This is a genomic window from Polymorphospora rubra (assembly GCF_018324255.1).
In the GTDB taxonomy this organism is placed as follows: domain Bacteria; phylum Actinomycetota; class Actinomycetes; order Mycobacteriales; family Micromonosporaceae; genus Polymorphospora; species Polymorphospora rubra.
On the sequence record NZ_AP023359.1, the window covers coordinates 7,492,781 to 7,510,519 of the forward strand.

The 17,739-nt window shown below is 68.2% G+C and carries 16 protein-coding genes; 5 read left to right on the top strand and 11 right to left on the bottom strand.

The features are described 5' to 3' along the window. Nucleotides 1–784: 784 nt before the first annotated feature. From Prubr_RS32735 to Prubr_RS32755, 5 genes are read right to left on the bottom strand one after another with little or no spacing between them, the layout of a single operon-like run. On the bottom strand, nt 785–1,159 hold the full coding sequence (locus Prubr_RS32735) for a hypothetical protein (RefSeq protein WP_212819091.1): 375 nt from the start codon (nt 1,157–1,159) through the stop codon (nt 785–787). Continuing rightward, a complete protein-coding gene (locus Prubr_RS32740; RefSeq protein WP_212819093.1) occupies nt 1,159–3,105 on the bottom strand; it encodes an AAA family ATPase in 1,947 nt (648 codons plus the stop codon). Before Prubr_RS32740 ends, Prubr_RS32735 begins: the two co-directional genes overlap by 1 nt. After that, the gene (locus tag Prubr_RS32745; RefSeq protein WP_212819095.1) at nt 3,105–3,338 is read right to left on the bottom strand and encodes a hypothetical protein; all 234 of its coding nucleotides are present in this window, start codon (nt 3,336–3,338) and stop codon (nt 3,105–3,107) included. The genes Prubr_RS32740 and Prubr_RS32745 overlap by 1 nt, the downstream gene beginning before the upstream one ends. Further along, nucleotides 3,310–5,451: a DEAD/DEAH box helicase family protein gene (locus Prubr_RS32750; RefSeq protein ID WP_212819097.1), complete on the bottom strand. Its 2,142-nt coding sequence runs from the start codon at nt 5,449–5,451 to the stop codon at nt 3,310–3,312. The genes Prubr_RS32745 and Prubr_RS32750 overlap by 29 nt, the downstream gene beginning before the upstream one ends. Then, nucleotides 5,451–6,080, bottom strand: a complete 630-nt coding sequence (locus Prubr_RS32755) for a hypothetical protein (RefSeq protein WP_212819099.1) — start codon at nt 6,078–6,080, stop codon at nt 5,451–5,453. Before Prubr_RS32755 ends, Prubr_RS32750 begins: the two co-directional genes overlap by 1 nt. A gap of 229 nt (nt 6,081–6,309) precedes the next feature. On the opposite strand from Prubr_RS32755, the gene Prubr_RS32760 reads away from it, so the two are divergent. Both Prubr_RS32760 and Prubr_RS38465 read left to right on the top strand, forming a co-directional pair. After that, nucleotides 6,310–7,293, top strand: a complete 984-nt coding sequence (locus Prubr_RS32760; RefSeq protein ID WP_212819101.1) for a DNA-methyltransferase — start codon at nt 6,310–6,312, stop codon at nt 7,291–7,293. Then, a complete protein-coding gene (locus Prubr_RS38465; RefSeq protein ID WP_425566053.1) occupies nt 7,280–7,786 on the top strand; it encodes a DUF1643 domain-containing protein in 507 nt (168 codons plus the stop codon). The genes Prubr_RS32760 and Prubr_RS38465 overlap by 14 nt, the downstream gene beginning before the upstream one ends. Nucleotides 7,787–7,970: 184 nt before the next feature. Here the strand turns inward: Prubr_RS38465 and Prubr_RS32770 are convergent, their stop codons facing one another. The 5 genes from Prubr_RS32770 to Prubr_RS32790 all read right to left on the bottom strand — a co-directional run bounded on the left by Prubr_RS32770 (nt 7,971) and on the right by Prubr_RS32790 (nt 13,970). After that, nucleotides 7,971–8,945 (bottom strand): NAD(+)/NADH kinase, encoded by a 975-nt coding sequence (locus tag Prubr_RS32770; RefSeq protein ID WP_212819105.1) that lies wholly within the window; start codon nt 8,943–8,945, stop codon nt 7,971–7,973. 74 nt (nt 8,946–9,019) lie between these two features. Further along, nucleotides 9,020–9,412, bottom strand: coding sequence for a VOC family protein (locus tag Prubr_RS32775; RefSeq protein WP_212819107.1), 393 nt, complete (start codon nt 9,410–9,412; stop codon nt 9,020–9,022). 19 nt (nt 9,413–9,431) lie between these two features. After that, the gene (locus Prubr_RS32780) at nt 9,432–11,000 is read right to left on the bottom strand and encodes an MFS transporter (protein WP_212819109.1); all 1,569 of its coding nucleotides are present in this window, start codon (nt 10,998–11,000) and stop codon (nt 9,432–9,434) included. A gap of 97 nt (nt 11,001–11,097) precedes the next feature. Continuing rightward, complete coding sequence (locus tag Prubr_RS32785; RefSeq protein ID WP_212819111.1) at nt 11,098–13,587, bottom strand: tetratricopeptide repeat protein; 2,490 nt, start codon at nt 13,585–13,587, stop codon at nt 11,098–11,100. After that, entirely contained in the window at nt 13,584–13,970 is a 387-nt protein-coding gene (locus tag Prubr_RS32790; protein ID WP_212819113.1) for a hypothetical protein, read from the bottom strand. The genes Prubr_RS32785 and Prubr_RS32790 overlap by 4 nt, the downstream gene beginning before the upstream one ends. A 107-nt stretch (nt 13,971–14,077) precedes the next feature. Here Prubr_RS32790 and Prubr_RS32795 point away from each other — a divergent pair, with 107 nt between their 5' ends. Together Prubr_RS32795 and Prubr_RS32800 are read left to right on the top strand one after the other, a co-directional pair. Next, entirely contained in the window at nt 14,078–14,332 is a 255-nt protein-coding gene (locus tag Prubr_RS32795; RefSeq protein WP_212819115.1) for a hypothetical protein, read from the top strand. Nucleotides 14,333–14,545: 213 nt separating this feature from the next. Continuing rightward, nucleotides 14,546–15,730, top strand: coding sequence for a macrolide family glycosyltransferase (locus Prubr_RS32800; protein WP_246567970.1), 1,185 nt, complete (start codon nt 14,546–14,548; stop codon nt 15,728–15,730). Between the two features lie 70 nt (nt 15,731–15,800). Here the strand turns inward: Prubr_RS32800 and Prubr_RS32805 are convergent, their stop codons facing one another. Then, nucleotides 15,801–16,574 (bottom strand): DJ-1/PfpI family protein, encoded by a 774-nt coding sequence (locus Prubr_RS32805; protein ID WP_212819116.1) that lies wholly within the window; start codon nt 16,572–16,574, stop codon nt 15,801–15,803. A 190-nt stretch (nt 16,575–16,764) separates the two neighbouring features. On the opposite strand from Prubr_RS32805, the gene Prubr_RS32810 reads away from it, so the two are divergent. Next, entirely contained in the window at nt 16,765–17,739 is a 975-nt protein-coding gene (locus tag Prubr_RS32810) for a GlxA family transcriptional regulator (RefSeq protein WP_212819118.1), read from the top strand.

The following is a 17,739-nucleotide window of genomic DNA, read 5'->3' on the forward strand; positions in this document are numbered from 1 at the left end:
GAAGGAGATCCACTACCCACTCGATGACGTCGCACCGTCGGTCAAGCAGCTCGCCGATGCCGAGAAGATCAGCCACTGCCGGTCCTCATCGACCTGCACGACATCGCACTGCCACGCTGGTCGAATCGGCGTCCGGGCGGCGTCCTGACTGAGCAGGCGTTCGTCACAACGGCTTCGGCCCGCCGGACATGTCGGCGCCATGTTGGTCCGCTCTGCGTTGGGTCCGGCTGCAAGTCTGGCGGACATCGTCGAGGCGACCGGACCAGAAACGGACAAGGTACTCCGCTCGTGGAGACAACGGGTGAGGGGGCATCACCCGGGTCTACCAGGGTCACGCCGACCGGCCCGCTACTGGCCGCACCGCGACCGGCAGACCGCCCACATCACCCGGATCACCCTTCGGCTCCACTTCCACTACCCACGCCGCATCGGCGACGCGTGACCGCAGGTGGTACTCACCAGTCCCAGCCGTGCTTGCTGAGGCGTACCGCTTGTGATGCCGGCCAGGCTGAGCGGCTGACATTGATGAATATCAGTTGGGAATGGAATTCGGCACCTCGTCGATGGTCGCGATACTCGCGCCCCGGACAGACAAGGCCGCTGCCGTCCGGAGTGTTCGCCAGCCCGGGCACCGACCCGCTGCTCAGGCGGCGGATGCCGAACGCACCGCGTCGGACCACCCCGCAGGCTTTGGGGCCAGCCCGAAACGGCGTATCGACTAGTCGTCCGAACGGAACTGTCTGCCCACTAATCGACTACCGGCACGCAGCCAATGAACTACACATCACTTGCCTTGGTCAACGTCAACTAGATCGCCAAGAGTTCCAACAGTACCGTCGCGCAGGTGCTCCTTCAGAAGCCGCACACCTTTGTTCATTAGGACTTCCACAGCGCGGTAGGGCTCCGCCTGAACTTCCGGGTAGGCGTAGTAGACCTTTACCGTGGCGGCCATAAGGCCTTCATTGTCGAGACCTCCGCTGTCATAGTTACTTCCACCGCGGGTGCCAAGGTCACGATTTAGATCGGCATCCTGCTGCACAGCATACGCAAATCCGAGCCGAATGGTATCCATTTGCTCACTGATACCGAATGACTTGCCTAGTTCGTTGACGATTTGGGCCGCTTCAACCGTCAGGGCAATGTTCTTTAGATCGGCCATCAGATGGTCCTTCGAGTCTGGATGCGGGTGTGCTTGATTGTAATGCGCTCCAGCTCGTACTCCGCGACCAGGTTGGAGCCGAGCGCTCGGAGCGCTTCGGTGCGGTCGAACTCGCCATCGAACGAAAGTAGGATTACCTGTCGGGCCATGCGCGGGAGGGCAGCGACGACGCGCGCGGTGTTGGTAGCATCGAGACGGCCGAATGGATAGTCCATAACGACCGGCCCACGGACGGCGGCGCTATCTTGGAGCGCGGCGATGAGCGAGAGAGCGACGAGGTGTTCGTAGCCAGCCGACCGCCGTACGACTTCGCCATCGGAGTCGATGATCTCCAGACCGTAGCGATCAGTGATCCGCAGCCCGACATAGTCGGTTTCGGAGGCTAGTTCCCGGAAAATTTCGGAGGCGCGGGCCTCGACCCGTCCTCGTAGCTTGTGCCGATAAGCGTCGATCGAACTGGCGAAGAGGCGCATCAGTGCTTCGGTGATCTCCTCCTTGAGCTCGATGCTCGGGTCGGGCTGAACCTGCTGTTCCTTGCGTAGCCGCCGCTTGAGCTCATCGATCACTAGATTCTGGTCGTGTAGCTCCCGATCGCACTCCTGTAGGCGGTCACGCTCGCGACCAAGCTGGGTTTGTCGTTCGAGTCGTTGCGTGGTGAGGTCACGCAACTCGGCTTCCTTACCCAATTCGGATAGCTCTTGCTCTAAGCCGGTGATATCACCGGCGACTTCCTGCTGCTCAAAGCGGACAGTCCGCAAGGCCTTATCACGGTCGGCAACGAGCCTGGCGTCCTCGCTGGCGAGCGCTTGCAATACCTTGCGCCGTCCCCGTGCTTCGGCAAGGCGCGCCTCCACGACGCCGTGGTGAGCGGTCGATGCAGCGGCCTGCAACTCAGCGATGAGCTGACGGCGCAGCTCTTCGGGGACGTCGCGGTGGCATACCGGACAGTCGGCAACGGTATGAAGGTGCGCCAGGTCCCGGACAGCAGCCGATGCGTCACGGAGCTCGGCCTCAGCGGTTTCGACCTCCTCCTCGACGGCGACGAGCCGACGAGCGGCGGAGCGAGAGAGAACCGCCTTCCATAGGCTGCCGGTGAGCTCAGCGAGAGCATCCAGGGCATCCTGCTCGCGGAGCCTAAGCGTGGCCTGCTGCTGACGCAGGTTGTCGAGTGTGCCCAAAATGCGCTCGGACTTCTCTTGTTCACGAAGCTGCAGCTCAAGATTGGAGATCTCGCTTTGAATGTCGGTGATGCGCCTGGACACTTCGTCCCGGTCCGCCTGCAGGCGATTGGCGACGTCCTGCGCTTCCTTAAGGGATAGGGCCGTGCGTTTGGTCTTGTCGGAGGCCGCGTATTGCTCGGTGAGCAGCCGATCGGCGCTCTTGTGCAGTTCGGTGACGTCAGTCCTTGCGTTCCCCACAATAGGGATACCCAGTACGCGCTCGATGGACTTTTCCAGAGCCTCGCCCTCTTTGCTGTCCTTGTCGAGGAGATTCTCGTACTGGCGCAACAGTTCGCCGTCGAAGAGAAAGAACTGGCTAACGGAGCGCGGGGCAATAATCTGGAGCGTCTTCTCCATGTCGTCCTGTGCCAGAGGAACGCGGTCTCGTTCTAGAAGCGCCAGCTCGCGCGGCTGTTCACGCTCGTCGTAGCGGCGAGTCAGCCGGTACGAAATGCCGTCGTGCTCGAAGTCGAGAATGGTCTCGAACGAGCCGTAGCCGGCCTGCTTCTTGGCCTCAGTGTTGGCCAAGTCGCCAGGCTCCTCGGCGCGACGGCGACCCAGGATCTCGCCGTACAGTGCGTAGCGGAAGGCGTTGTGCAGGGTGGTCTTTCCCCGGCCGTTCGGTCCATAGATGATAAAGACGCCGTGATCACGGGAGAAGGCTATCTCTTGCCGGCCGCGATACGGGCCGAAGTCTCGAACGGTCAGGAGCTTAAGCGTCAGCATCAGTGAGACGCCCCGGATCCCAGATGCCTGGCGGCCCATCGGTTGATAATCTGGTCTGTCCGCTTGCGGGCTTCGGCACGGTCCTCGGCGAACTGGTGCTGCGTAGCGAGGATTTCGCTCACCAACTTTGGGTCGATGTCGGCGAAATCACGCGCCCGGATCTCTTCGACGGTCGCGAGCAGGTCGGCCGTCTCCTCTCCCGGCTTAGTCACTGCTGGGATCTCCTTCGTCATCGTCGTCAGTTTCCACACCTGCGGTTCGCAATTCGTCGATCTGTGCAAGCGACAAGCCCATCGACACCCACTTGTCCTCCAGCCGCGAGGTAGCGGCCTGACCGATTCCCCAGTTCGCGAACTGGAGTGCCCGCGCGAGCTCTCCGATTGCCAGGGACCACTTTGGATCATTCTGGTCAAGCGTTTCGGGTAGCACAAGGACATCGAGCAGCGTGGCCACGGTCTTGTGCGGAGAGCGCCGCAGCACGCGACCGCGCCGCTGGATGAACTCCCGCGGGTTACGAGAACTGGCCAGGATGAGAGCGTGTGTCGCGGAGGGAATGTCCACGCCTTCGTCCAGGCACTTGATGGCGACGACAATGCCACCAGAGACGTCGAAGAGCTTTAGCGTGGTATCCGCGTCACCGCGCATTTGGCGGTGATACTCCCAGGAGCGAATACCGCGACGGTCGAGGGCCTGGCGGACGTCGGCGAGTTGAGCCTGGTTGTCGCAGTACACCAACCATTTCTGGCCAGGATGGTAGTGCTGGGTGATGAGGTCGGCAGCGGCGGGAACCTTATTGGCCGCACCCTTGGCGAGCCGGGCGCGCTCGATGAGCTTCATGCGTAGCTGCTCTGCAGTGTGCGCCTTGGCTCCGGGAGCCTTGGCGATAGCGAAGCGCCGCCGGATTTCGGTGGTGAGAGCATCCCAGCGCTGCTGCTCCGCTTCGATGAGGCTGACCCAGGACGGATGGTACACGTAGGGCGCGAGAACGCCATCATCTAGAGCATCCTTGAGAGTGTAGCGGTGAACTATTCCGCCGAAGTAGTCGACGATGGCCGCAGTGCCTTCAGCATCTCCGGCCCGCTCCGGCGTAGCGCTGAGGCCGAGGCGCCAGGGTGCATCGAGCCAGTCGAGAATGGTGCGGAACTCTGGACTGCCGAACCGGTGCGCCTCGTCGGCGATGGCGAAGAGCTTGCCGGACATAGGGCGGACTTGCGACCGGAACGCTGGGCCGGCGGCGGTATTTGCGACGGCCACGACCGCGTAGGGCCGTTCGACGCGGGCCGATTCGATGGCGGCGCGCAGGACGCCGCCTCGCGACCACTCGTGGTGCCCACCACCGGCCAGCACGACCCGGGCGCCGAGCAGCTCCCGAACCTGGTTACCCCATTGCTCTAACAAGAGCTGCGACGGCACCAGGATCAGCGGCACCTGTCCGGCTGCGAGAGCGGTCTGCGCACAATAAAGGCCGGTGACGGTCTTTCCGGAGCCGGTGGCATGGGCGAGTAAGCCACGGTGGCCTTCGGCGACCCATCTCTCAAAGGCATTGATCTGGTGTCGCCTCAGCTCAATGCCACCGACAGCGGGCGGCCCGACAACGGGTTCGGCCGGTGTTTGCTTCGCCAGGTGACGCAAGAGAGCCTCAAGGTCGGCATCGACCGCGACCCGTTCCAACTCACGGCGGATGTCGTCGGGCAGCCCAACCACGCTAACGCCTGGAACCTCCCCCTCCCACAGCCGCGCAAACCGGCTGACCGCATTGTGGGCGCGCTGGGCGTCTCGGCCGCCTTCCCAGGACGGCCATACGTCTACCGACTCGATGTTGCCGTTGGCCGAAAGGCCGAGATAACTCTCATTGAGTGAGCCGCGGAAGCCCACGACGTCGCCCGCACTATCCGTGAACACGCCCACCTTGTCATGGAACATCCGCTTGTCGGCTTCTGAAACACTGGCTGCGACCCGCGCCAGCTTGATCTCAAGCCGACCGGACGCGACAAGGGCCGCGAGAAGCCTTGTCCCTACAGCGTGGGCGGAGTCCAGCATCTCAGCCAACTCGGCGCGGAGCGTCTCGGCCAAGATAGCGTTCGAGCGCGCGGCGTAGCCAAAGAGCAGGCTGTCGGCGTCCGGCGCGCTGAGCCGGGGGGAGCACAACAGCCGCATCCTCCCATCATTCTCGGTGAAGAAAACGGCAAGCGCCGAATGAACAAGATGGAAGACGGTGGAGCTGAAGAATCCAGTAATTCGGTCGTAGGTTACGGACTTCCGCAGGCAGGGATCGTAGAAATCCTCAGCGATGTCGTCTGTGTCACTGGCGTATTCGGTGGCGAAGGTGCCTAGATTCTTCAGCATCAAAAGAGCCCGTCGCATAGGGCCGCGTTGCTCAGTCGGATGCGCACCTGCAGCGCTTTGGCGAGCTGGCGAGGACGGGCAGCCACGATGGACTCGGTGACAGGTGGCCGTTTGAGACGACGAGTATCCTGGGCCAGACCGCGGGCGACGGCGTGCCATACCAGGTCAGGCGGCGCCTGCACATTCTTGGAGTACGGGAATCCGTCGGCGACGTCGTGCAAGTCGGCGTCCCAGAGGATGAAGAGCTTTTGGTCAGGCTGATAGCCCGCAAGGATCGGCCGGATGTCGTCTGAACGGTCGAAGTACAGGTTCTTCGAGTTGGCGGGCTGACCGTCCCGAGGGACACCAACGGTCAGCTGGATTTTAAAGGTACCCTGTTGCCGCTCTGAGGGATGCTGCGTCGCGCCATAGAGGTAGATACGAAGCCGGGATGGCAGCGGCAGCGCCAAGTCGACAACAAGAGGCTTGGCGCGGAGCGCCTCGTTCGACGGGAGCTTCGTGACGGCCGGACCTAGCGCGCGAATTAGGACACGATGTAGGTAGCTGCTGGTCGGATTTCCCGCCGGTCGGTAGCGATCGTGGAATTCCCCATCCGGCATCTCCAGCCAGTCAGGCGGCGCTTCCGCCATAGCTACGACCTCCTCCTTAGACATGCTCGAACGCAGTGAGCCTCCAACGAGGAGAGCGTCTCAGATGCCACCAACAACCTTCGACCCGCGACTGTCGGTAACATCCTGGCGCCAGGACCGGCGGCGAACCTAGGATCTCCTATGAGATCATCTGCCCACCGGGGAGGGTCCTCCACCCGGCTGGGATCGCCAGGTAAGGTGCCCAAGACGGCTAGGCGGGAGGAGGACGATGCAAGATCTTTTGGGTCACCTGAGGTCTGGCCAGGTGTGTTATTCAACGCCGCAAGGCGCGATGATCAGCGGAGACAGTCTGGAGCTGCTAGCCCAGCTGCCTGCAAACAGCGTTGACCTGTTCGTCACAAGTCCCCCCTTCCCACTACTTCGACAAAAGGCCTACGGCAACGAAGATCAACAGCGCTACGTGGCATGGTTGACAGAGTTTGCCAAGTTGGCCAAGGACGCACTCAAACCGACCGGCAGCCTCGTGATTGACATCGGCGGGGCCTACCAGCGTGGGCTACCGGTGCGATCTCTCCATCAGTACCGGGCCCTGCTGGCCTTCGTCGACGACGTGGGATACCGGCTGGCCGAGGAGTTCTATTGGTACAATCCCTCGAAGCTACCGTCACCCATCGAGTGGGTGAACAAGCGCAAGATCCGCGCCAAAGATGCCGTCAACACTGTGTGGTGGCTGTCGAAGACAGATGATCCCAAGGCCGACGTTGGCAAGGTGCGCGTACCCTATTCAAAGTCCATGGAGCGGCTGCTGCAAGACCCGCAGCGCTACTACACCCCCAAGGATCGGCCGTCGCAGCACAGCATCGGCGAGGCCTTCGGCCGCGATAACGGCGGCGCGCTCCCGTCCAACCTGCTCTCAATCCCGAACAGCCAGTCCAACGACGCGTACCTGCGAGCATGCAAAGCGCTCGGCCTGTCAGGTCACCCGGCACGCTTTCCGATCAAGCTGCCTTCTTTCTTCATCGAGATGTGCACCGATCCTGGTGACCTAGTCGTGGACTTCTTCGGCGGGTCGAACACCACGGGGCGAGCGGCCGAGGATCTACGTCGGCGATGGCTGTCTTTTGAGTTGGACCGCGCTTACGCCGCCGAGTCAGTAGTGAGGTTCATCGGTGACCAAGCGCCGGCGAAGGTGCTCAAACACATCGAGCAGATGACGAACGGCCAAGTCCTAGCCATCGATGACTCAGCCTGACGGCCAGCAACCACGGGTGCTTGGGGCAGTTTTGCTCAACCCACCCCTTACTGCCGGGACTGCCACCATGCGACACCTACGCGTCGCTGCCGAGATCCTTGGCTGTAGCGACGTGCAGGTGGGAAATCTATTTGCAGTCCCGACCACCAGTGTCACCGAGATCAATGACGCGGGCCGAGACGCGGCGGGCTGGGAGGCCGCCCGCTGGAATTTGAACCAAGTCCTAACCTCATCGGCCGAACTGGTACTCGGATGGGGAGTGAGCGGCCTTCATGGCTTGGCCTTGGCGCATCGCCACGCACAGATCGCATGGCTTGTCGACCGTCTCGGAGCGTTGAAGATCTCGGGCGTCTGGACCCTAAATGGCGAAGCTCGGCACCCTTCGCGCTGGCATCAATATGTAAGCGACAGACACCGCCGCGCCGTCGGCGGCACGTTCCCACAGCGTCTAGCTTCGGTTCTACACAGAGTTGATCTCAATTCTCCCCTGTGATGCAGCAGTGATAAATGCTGCAGGTGGAGAATTCCCATCCATCTGCCATAGACACGGCCGCCCTCAACATCGTTTCCTTCAAGTCGGACATCTGTGGGCCAGGCCGGACTCGAACCGATCTTCCTGGTAGGGCGTGGACCGCGTGGAGCGACGGTAGGACGGTCGCCACCAGCGGGCCAGCGACCTACCGGTCGCCGGGGAACCGGCCCGACGCCAGTCCCCCGGCGTGGCGGGCCTGGTCACGCAGCCGGGGCGGGACCAGGTCGAGAAGCTGGTCGGGGCGCAGCGGCAGGTCGAGCAGGCTCAGCTTGACCCGGCTGCGCTGGGCGTGGGCGGTCGGGTCGAGCCGTACGACGTTGACGCTGCCCGCCCGTACGGTGACCGACAGGGTGCCGCCGGGTGGCAGCCGGCCGGCGTCGGTCCCGTCGACGGTGATCCGCAGTGTGGTCTGTGCCGGATTGTGCAGGCCGATGGTGTCGGTGGCGCCGAAGACCACGGCCCGGTTGATGCCGGACATCGGCGCGACCGGGGTCACCGCGACGGTGGCCGCCGACGGCGACAACACCGGCCCGCCGGCGGCGTAGTTGTAGGCCGTCGAGCCGGTGGGGGTGCAGGCCACGACCGCGTCGCAGCGGTAGTAGCCGTAGCGGGCGTCGTTGACGAGCAGGTCGACGACGGTGGCGCCGGGCGGGCCGGCGGGGTTCAGGACGACGTCGTTGAACGCGACATGGCTGCTCACGTCCGATCCGCTGGTGACGGCGACGTCGAGGTTGCTGTGCGGCTCGAGGGTGAAGTCGCCGGCGACGAGGCGGTCCACCGCGCCGGCGAGGTCGGGCGGGGCGATCTCGACGAGGAAGCCGAGGTGACCGTGGTTGACGCCGAGGACGGGAACGTCCCGCCCGACGAGCAGTCGCATGGCGCCGAGCATGGTGCCGTCGCCGCCGAGGCTGACCACGATGCCGACCCGGTCGAGAAAGGCGGCCCGGTCGAGGAAGGTGACGCGGTCGTCCGCGATCCGGCCGGTGTCGGTGTCGCGGGCCACGACGGTGGCGTCGAGCCGTGCGGCGGCGTCGAGCAGGGTCCGTACCGAGTCGGCGACCGGCCGGGTCGGATGCACCACCAGCCCGATCACCCGGCGGTCCGCCGGCTGGTCGTCCATGATCCTCCCGTTCTCCCGCCGATCCGGCTACGATCGCACGTCCGGCGGACCCACCGCCCGCGATCGCGGCACCCTCAGGCCGGGCCGAGCAGGTCCCACCGGTTGCCGGCGATGTCGAGGAAAACCACGACCCGGCCGTACGGCTGCTCGCGCGGCTCGGTCACGAACCGCACGCCGGCGTCGACCATCCGCCGGTACGTGGCGTCGAAGTCGTCGACCCGCAGGAAGAACCCGACCCGGCCGGCGGCCTGGTCTCCGACCGCCGCACGCTGCCGTTCCCCGTCGGCGCGGGCGAGCAGGATCCCGGTCTCGGCGCCCGGTGGACGTACGACGACCCACCGTTTCGGCCGGCCGTCGTTGGTCAGCGACGGCGAGTCCTCGACGAGTTCGAAGCCCAGTACGTCGGTGAAGAACGCGATGGCCGGGTCGTACTCCTCGACGACGATGGTGATCTGCTCGAGCCGCATCCGGCGAGCATAGGCGGTGCTAGCCGGGTGCCGACCGGCCCGGCCGTCGGACGAGTACGGCGGCGACGAGTACGGCCGCCACGGCGGTGAGGAACGCGGCCACACCGGCGTACGTCTGCAACCCGTTGATGACGGCGTCGCGCACCGGACCGAGCAGGGCGGGGAACTCGTCGGCCACGGCGATCCCCTCGTGGACGCTGGCTCCGGCCGCCCGTACGGCTGTTTCCGGCGCCTCGGCCGACCCCGTGCCGGGCAGCGAGCCGCGGTAGACGAGCAGACCCACCGCACCGCCGGCGGCCACCCCGAGCGCGGTTCCGAGTTCGCCGCCCACCTCCTGGGCGGCGGCCGCCGAACCGGTCTGCCCGGCCGGGGCACCGGCGATGATCAGGTCACTGATGAGCGCCGTCGCCGCACCCTGCCCGAGGGCGACGACGCAGATCGTGACGACGAGCGGTACGAGCGGGGTCGCCGTACCGGCGGCCAGGACGAGCAGGGCCGCCCCGAGCGCGGTGACGGCGAGCCCGGCCGCGACGACGGTCGCGGGGCCGAGCCGGGCGGCGAGGGCGGGCGCGAGCATCGCCCCGGCGATGTTCACCACGATGTACGGCAGCGTCCACAGGCCGGCCTGCAACGGCGAGAGGCCGGCGACCCACTGGAGGTACTGGGTGAACAGGTAGAACGTGCCGACGACACCCACGCCGACGAGCAGCAGGGTGGCCAGCGCGGTGCCCGTCCGGCGGTCGGCGAGCAGGGCGAGGTCGAACAGCGGGTCACGCAGCCGGCGTTGCCGGCGTACGAAGGCGGCCAGGACGGCGGCGCCGGCCGCGACGACGGCCAGGTCCGGCCAGACCGATCCGGCGTCGCCTTCCTGTGCGGCGGCGAGTTCCTGGAGCCCGTAGACAACGGCGAGCATCCCGACCACGGACAGTACGACGCTCGTCGGGTCGAGCCGCACGTCGGTCCGTCCGGGCTGTTCGGGGAGCAGTCTGGTGCCGGCGAGCAGCAGCAGGAGCATCGGCGGAACGTTGATGAGGAAGACCGATCCCCACCAGAAGTACTCCAGCAGCGCGCCACCGAGCAGCGGGCCGACCGCACCGCCGGTGGAGAACGCGCTGAACATGATCGCGATGGCGAGGCGACGTTGCCCGTCGTCGTGGAACATGATGCGCAGCAGCGAGAACAGCGACGGCATCAGGGTGGCGCCGGCGATTCCGAGCAGGGCACGGGCCACGATCAGCATCTCGGCACTGACCGAGAACGCCGCGCCGGCGGACAGGGCGGCGAACGCGGTGGAGCCGATCAGCAGCAGCCGCCGGGGACCGACCCGGTCGCTGAGCCGGCCCATGGTGACCAGGAAGCCGGCGATCAGGAATCCGTAGACGTGCACGATCCACAGCACCTGGGTGGCGCTGGGATCGAGGTCGGCGCTGAGCGTCGGCAGCGCGAAGAACAGCACGGTCAGGTCGGTCGACAGCATCAGCATGGGCAGCACCAGCAGGGCGAGTCCCGCCCACTGCCGCCCGGTGGCGCGGGCCGGCGCCGGGCCGGACCCGTCAGGGCGTACCTCGGTCTCGTCGGGCCTGGTCAAGGGTCGTCACTCCTCCCACTTACGTTACATGACGCCTCGTAACGCTAATGGAGGACGAGTGCCCCGTCCACCCCCGCCCCGGGTCGACCCCGGGCAGTCAGGCCACCCGGCCCCGCCAGTAGGCGATGTTGCCGCGGACGGCCAGGGTCTGCGGGTGGTCGGGGCCGTGGATCCGCAGTACGTCGGTGAGCAGATCGGCGAAGGCGGCAGCGGCGTCGGCCGGGGCCCCGTCCTCGCCCAGCCAGTAGGCGAGGATGCCCCGGTTGGCCAGGGTGTCGGGGTGGTCCGGGCCCAGGATCCGCACCCGGTCGGCGAGCAGCTGGGTCAGCGCGTCCGTGGCCCCGGCCGGATCGCCGGCCGCCCGGCGCGACGCGGCCAGGTTGCTGCGCGAGGTGAGCGTGTCGGGGTGCTCGGCTCCCTGGATCCGCAGGCGGTCGGCGAGCAGATCGGCGAAGGCGGTGACGGCACCGTCGGCGTCCCCGGCCTCACGTCGCCAGAACGCGAGGTTGTTGCGGGTGGTCAGGGTGTGGGGATGGTCCGGCCCGTGGATCCGCAGCATGTCGACGAGCAACTCGGCGAACGCCGCCGCGGCGCCGGCCGCATCGCCCGCCTCCCCCTGCGAGCGGGCAAGGTTGTTGCGGGTGAGCAGCGAATCGGGGTGATCGGCGCCGACGGTCCGCAGGCGGTCGGCGAGCACGTCGGCGAACGCGGTCGCGGCACCCGCCGGGTCACCGGCCTTGCCCCGCCAGAAGGCGATGTGGGTACGGATCACCAGCGTGTCCCGGTGGTCGGGCCCGTGCACCCGTACCATGTCCACCAGCAACTCGGCGAACGCCGCCGCGGCACCGGCCGCATCCCCGGCCTCGCCCCGCCAGGCGGCGACGCTGCCGCGCACGGCCAGGGCGTCCCGATCGTCGGGCCCGTGCACCCGCACCATGTCCACCAGCAACTCGGCGAACGCCGCCGCGGCACCGGCCGCATCCCCGACCTCGCCCCGCCACCGGGCGAGGTTGCCGCGGGTGGCCAGCGTGTCGGGGTGGTCGGGGCCGAGCACCTGTTGCCGGTCGGCGAGCAGGTCGGCGAAAGCGGCAACGGCACCGGCCGCGTTCCCGGCCGTCCCCCGCCAGCGGGCGAGCCTGCTGCGAACGGTCAGCGTGTCGCGGTGGGCGGGGCCGAGACACTGTTCGGCGACGGAACACAACCTGTCGAAATACTCCGCCGCGGCGGCCGCCAGTCCCGCCCTGCCGAGGCTGCCGCCGGCGGTGAACAGCACCCGGTACGCGCGGCGGTCCGGATTCCACAACAGTGGTCCGGCACCGGCCTGCAGTGCGGCCGCGTTGGACCGCAGGATCTGCCCGATCTCGCGATCCCGCTCGACGGCGGGCCACCGCTGGGCCAGGGCGTCGGCGGCGGTCGCGGCGACCGTGGCGGCGCGGTCGGCGGGCGTGGCTTCGCGGATGGCGCGCTGCACCAGCGCGTGCACCCGTACGGCATGGCCGGGTCGGTCGACGGTGACCAGACTGAGGCGGTCCAGGCAGTACAGGGCGTCGCTGGCGTCGTCGACGTCGACCGGCACACCGCCGCCACGGCGCTCGGTCAGGTACGCCAGCGCGACGTCGGTGGTGAACAGGTCGATCGGGATGCCGTTCGGGTCGAGCAGGGCCGCCAACTCCAGGACGGGACGGGCCAGCCCGGCCGGGTCGAGACGGTCGGCGAGGTCGACCGACAGCGACCAGGTCACGGCGATCGTGCCCCAATGCCCGTCGGGCAACGCATTCGGAGCCAGCCGCACCAGATCACGGCCCCGGTCGGACAGCCGGCGAAGATACGCGGCGCAGGTCAGTCCCCGATCGAGGATGTAGGCGGCGGCCTGTGCCAGGGCCAGCGGCAGCTGCCCGAGAGCGTCGGCCAGGTCCCCTGCCCCGTCGAGGCGTACCGGATCGTCGTCGAGCTTGTCGCGCAGGTAACTGGCCGACACGGCGGGGGCGAACAGCCCCACGTCAACCACCTGCCGGCCGGCGGTCAGAGCGGCGTCGCGGCGACGGGTGGTGACCACCGTTCGACCCGCCACGGCCGTCGGCGGCCACAGCCCCCGCAGGTCGTCGGGTTCGGTCAGGTCGTCCAGGACGACCAGCCACCGCCGCCGCGTCTCGGCGAGCCAGGCCAGGAACCGGTCGGCGGCCTGTTCCGGATCCGGGTCGTCGGTCGCGCTGACGTCAACGGCAGCCTGGGCGTACCTGGTCACGATGCTGGAGCGGGAGGTCGCCGACACCCACACGAGCAGGTCGATCTCCCGACGCTCCCACATCCGGTGCGCCAGACCGACGGCGAGTTGGGTCTTGCCGATGCCACCCAGGCCGGTCAGCACCTGGCACGGCATCGCCGCGCCACCACCGGGAGCGTCGAGGTCACGGTCGACGGGACGGTCCTGGCGGCAGTCGGCGAGCGGCGGCACCGCCCCGACCCGGCGCGGCCAGCTGACCGGTGGCCGGCCGACGATGCTGACCGGGCCGTGGAAGTTGCCGACCGCGCCGTAGTTGGTGCCGACGCTGGTCGAGGTGTCAGGACGCTCCCCTGACGCTGTCACGGCCCGTCCGGCGGCGTCGGCGGCTGCCCGTAGGTGAACGTGACCGGGGCGTGGAACTCGCCCACCGCCCCGTAGTTGTTCGTCACCTGGTTGAGCCCGCCCCGCGTACCGGCCGGACCGGCGACCGCCAGCAGTCGACGTGCCGCCGCCAGCACCTCCAGGTCGGCGTCGGCTCCAGACGCGGCCAGGTCGTCGCCGAGGCGGGCCTGCCACACACCCGGCTCGACCTCGTCGGCGGCCAGGGCCTGAACCGCCTGTTCACGGCCGGACAGGCGACGGACCAGCTGTCCCTTCAACCAGGCATAGGCATCCTGGACTCCGCTGGTGACCCCCGCTGACGCCCCCGCGGCCAACGCCGCCACGATCAACTCGACTCCGGTCACCGAACACCTCTCTCCGCCGCCACGCGATCCATTGTGGCAATCGGTCGCCCACCGGTCACTACCGGCGGTTTCGGCCGGCGAGCGTCGCAGGACGTCGATTGTGGACGGTGCATGGGCTCGGGCGCCGTACCCGTCGTGGAGCCGCCACCACCGGTACGGCGCGCTCCGCGGCCGCCGTTCCCCGCCGGCTCCACGAGATCCGGCTCCATCACCCGGCGCCCGACACCGGTCTGGCCCGCGCCTACGGCGGCGGAATCCGGATAACCGCCGACAACGACCACGGCACCTGCACGGCTGTCGCACCGGACGGCGTCGTGCTCGCCGAGATCCTGGACCCCACGTTCAGCGATTTCGCCGCCTAGCGGGGCCCTTTGCTCCGGCCGGTCCGGGACCGCTAACATTCCAGGCATGATCATCGCATTCATGCGCCTGCGTTCCGCCTGAGGCGGCGCGCCGCGCCGGTCGTCCACCGACCGGCCCCAGGTCGACCCGGCTGAGCCCTCGCACCGCGCGAGGCCCCGGGTCGTGTCGCCGCCGGATGGCATCTTTCCTCCGACTCGACAGGACCTTTTCGCATGCGTGAATCAACTCATATCGCCATGGTCGGCTCCACCGCCCCGAGCCACATCTACCCGTCACTGGGCCTGATCCGGGAACTGGTCGACCGGGGCCACCGGGTGGCCTACGCGGTCGGTGAACCACTGACCGGCCTGATCGCGCCGACCGGAGCCGAGCCGGTCGCCCACCCGTCCATCCTTCCGCAGGGCGACACCGCCTGGCCGGAAGACCCGGGTGCGGCGATGCGGGTGTTCCTCGACGAGGGCATCGCGGTGCTGCCGCGCCTGACCGCCCGCTACGACACCGACCGTCCGGACCTGGTGCTCTACGACATCGGTGGGCTGCCCGGCCCGCTGCTGGGCGCCCGGTACGGTGTGCCGGCGGTGCAGTTGTCGCCGGCCATGGTCGCCTGGGACGGCTACGAGGAGGACATGGCGGAGGTTCTCACCGCCCTGTACGAGTCGCCGTCCGGGCGCGACTACTACGCCACCCTCGGCAGCTGGCTGGCCGACAACGGGATCCGGCGGGACCCACGACGGTATCTGGCCCGTCCGGACCAGGTGCTGTCGCTCATCCCAAGGGTGATGCAGCCGAACGCCGACCGGGTGCCGGATCAGCGGGTGCGGTTCGTCGGCCCGTGTCTCGACCCGGCCCGGCTCACCGACACGAGTTGGGAACCGCCCGTCACCGGGCGCCGGGTTCTGCTGGTCTCCTTCGGCACGGCCTACAACGACCAGCTGCCGGTCTACCGGGCCTGCCTGGACGGGTTCGCCGACTCGCCGTGGCACGTCGTCCTGGCCATCGGCGACAAGGTGGATCCGGCCGACCTGGGGTCGCTGCCGGACAACGTCGAGGTGCACCGCAGCGTGCCGCAGTTGGCGGTCCTGGCCCACGCGTCGGCCTTCGTCACCCACGCGGGCATGGGCAGTTGCAGCGAAGCGCTCTGGTTCGGCGTACCCACCGTCGCCATCCCGCAGGCGGTGGACCAGTTCGGCAACGCCGACCGGTTGGTCGACGCCGGCGTCGGCCGGCTGCTGCCCGCCGGGGAGGTCACCGCCGCGACGCTGCGGGCGGCCGTGGACGCGGTCGCCGACGATCCGCGGCTGCGGCACCGCCTGACCGAGGTTCGGACCGAGGTACGCGCGAACGGCGGGCTGCGGTACGCGGCGGACGCGGTGGAGTCGTTCCTCGCCGGTCGCTGATCGCGGACCTGGGGGCCGCCCGACCGGATGCGTTCCGGTCGGGCGGCCCACCACATGGTCGTGGCCGCACTCAGCGCCCACCGGGATTCAGCAGTTCCAGCGCCAGGCGCTGGAGTTCCGGACCGGCCTTGTCGGGGCTTCCGGTGTCGAAGGGCGGCCGGGGGTCGTACTCCACGGTCAACTGCAGCGCCTGCGCGATCCGGTCGTCGGCGAGCTTCGCGGCGAGGTGCAGGGCCATGTCGATTCCCGCGGACATGCCGGCGGCAGTGATGATCCGGCCGGCCTCGACGAAGCGGTCCGGCACATAGGCCGCGCCGAACTGGGCGAGTTGGGCATGGAGCCCCCAGTACGTGGTCGCCGGCAGCCCCCGCAGCAGGCCGGCGGCGCCCAGAACGAGGGCACCGGTGCAGACCGAGACGGTCCACGTCGTTCCCCTGTGGATCTGCTGGATCCACCGGATCGTCGCGGGGTCGGCCTGGACGCCGCGAACATTTCCGCCCGGCACCAGCAGCACGTCGGCCCGGCGTACCTCGCGAAGGGTGTGGTCGACGCCGAGGGCGAGCACCCCGGTGTCCGAGCGCACCGGCCCGGTCCGCTTGCCGACGGTGAGCACCGAAGCGCCCGGCACCCGGCACAGCACCTCGTACGGGCCGATCGCGTCGATCGGCGTGACCCCGTCGAAGAGCAGAATCGCGATGCGGAGCCCGGTGGCCGGCCCGTCCGTACCGGTGCGCAGATCAGCCGCGGCGGGAGCGGCCACGCCGGTGGCGGTCAGCCCCGCACCGATCCCAGCGGCGGCCGCGGCCCGCAGTGCCGTCCGCCGGTTGACGTCCACAGTGAACATCGAGTACCTCCTGCTGCTCGGGATCCGATGACCTGGTGGTCACCCGGCCCGCCGTTCTGGTTCCCCGGACCGGTCGGCCGGTCCGGATCCGGGGGAATCCGGTCCGCATCGGGTGTGTGCCGCCGCGTCGCGACGTCGACCGGACCTCGCCGTGGGAACCAGACCGGCCACCTCGGCAGACCTGTATGGCATGGCGGTAGACAATCGACGTGACGTCGTCCTCGTCGTGTACGACGGCACCGTCTTCCTGGATGTGGCGGGACCGCTTCAGGTCCTCAACGGCGCCGACGGCTACCGGACCCGGCTCGCGTCACCCGACGGCCGGTCGGTGCACACCGACGTCGGAGTGCGGATGGACGTCGACGCGGCACTGCCGGATGTCGATGGTCCGGTCGACACCCTGCTGGTCGCCGGCCATCCGACAGCGGCCGGTAGCCGCCCACCCGCCGGCCTTGCCGAGCAGGTACGGCGCATCGGCGGTCGGGCCCGGCGGGTGGCGTCGGTCTGCACAGGCGCGTTGGTGCTGGCCGAAGCCGGCCTGCTGGAGGGCCGTCGGGCCACCACCCACTGGGCGGCCTGCGACGACCTGGCCGCCCGCTTTCCCCGGGTTTCGGTGCAACCCGACGCCATCTGCGTCCGGGACGGTCCGGTGCTGACCTCGGCCGGGGTGACGGCGGGCATCGACCTCGCGCTCGCCCTCGTGGCCGAGGACCTCGGCGTCGACCGGGCGCGGACGGTCGCCAAATACCTGGTCGTCTTTCTCCGGCGGCCCGGTGGTCAGGCGCAGTTCGACAGCGCCGGTGTCCGACCGGCGACACGTGACCCGGTCCTGCGCCGGGTACTCGACGCGGTCGCGGCACGGCCGTCGGACGAACACAGCCTCGCCACCATGGCGGCCCGCGCCGCGGTCAGCGAGCGTCACCTGACCCGCCTGTTCCGCCGTGAGACCGGCACCACCCCAGCCCGGTACGTCGAGCAGGTCCGGGTACACACGGCCCAGACTCTGCTCGACGCCGGCAGCGGCGGCCTCACGTCCATCGCTCGCACCTGCGGGTTCGGCTCGGCCGAGACCATGCGCCGCGCCTTCCTGAGAGTCGCCGGTGTCACCCCGGCCACCTACCGCCGTCGGTTCGGTACCCACGAACTGCCCGGAACCGCTGGTTGA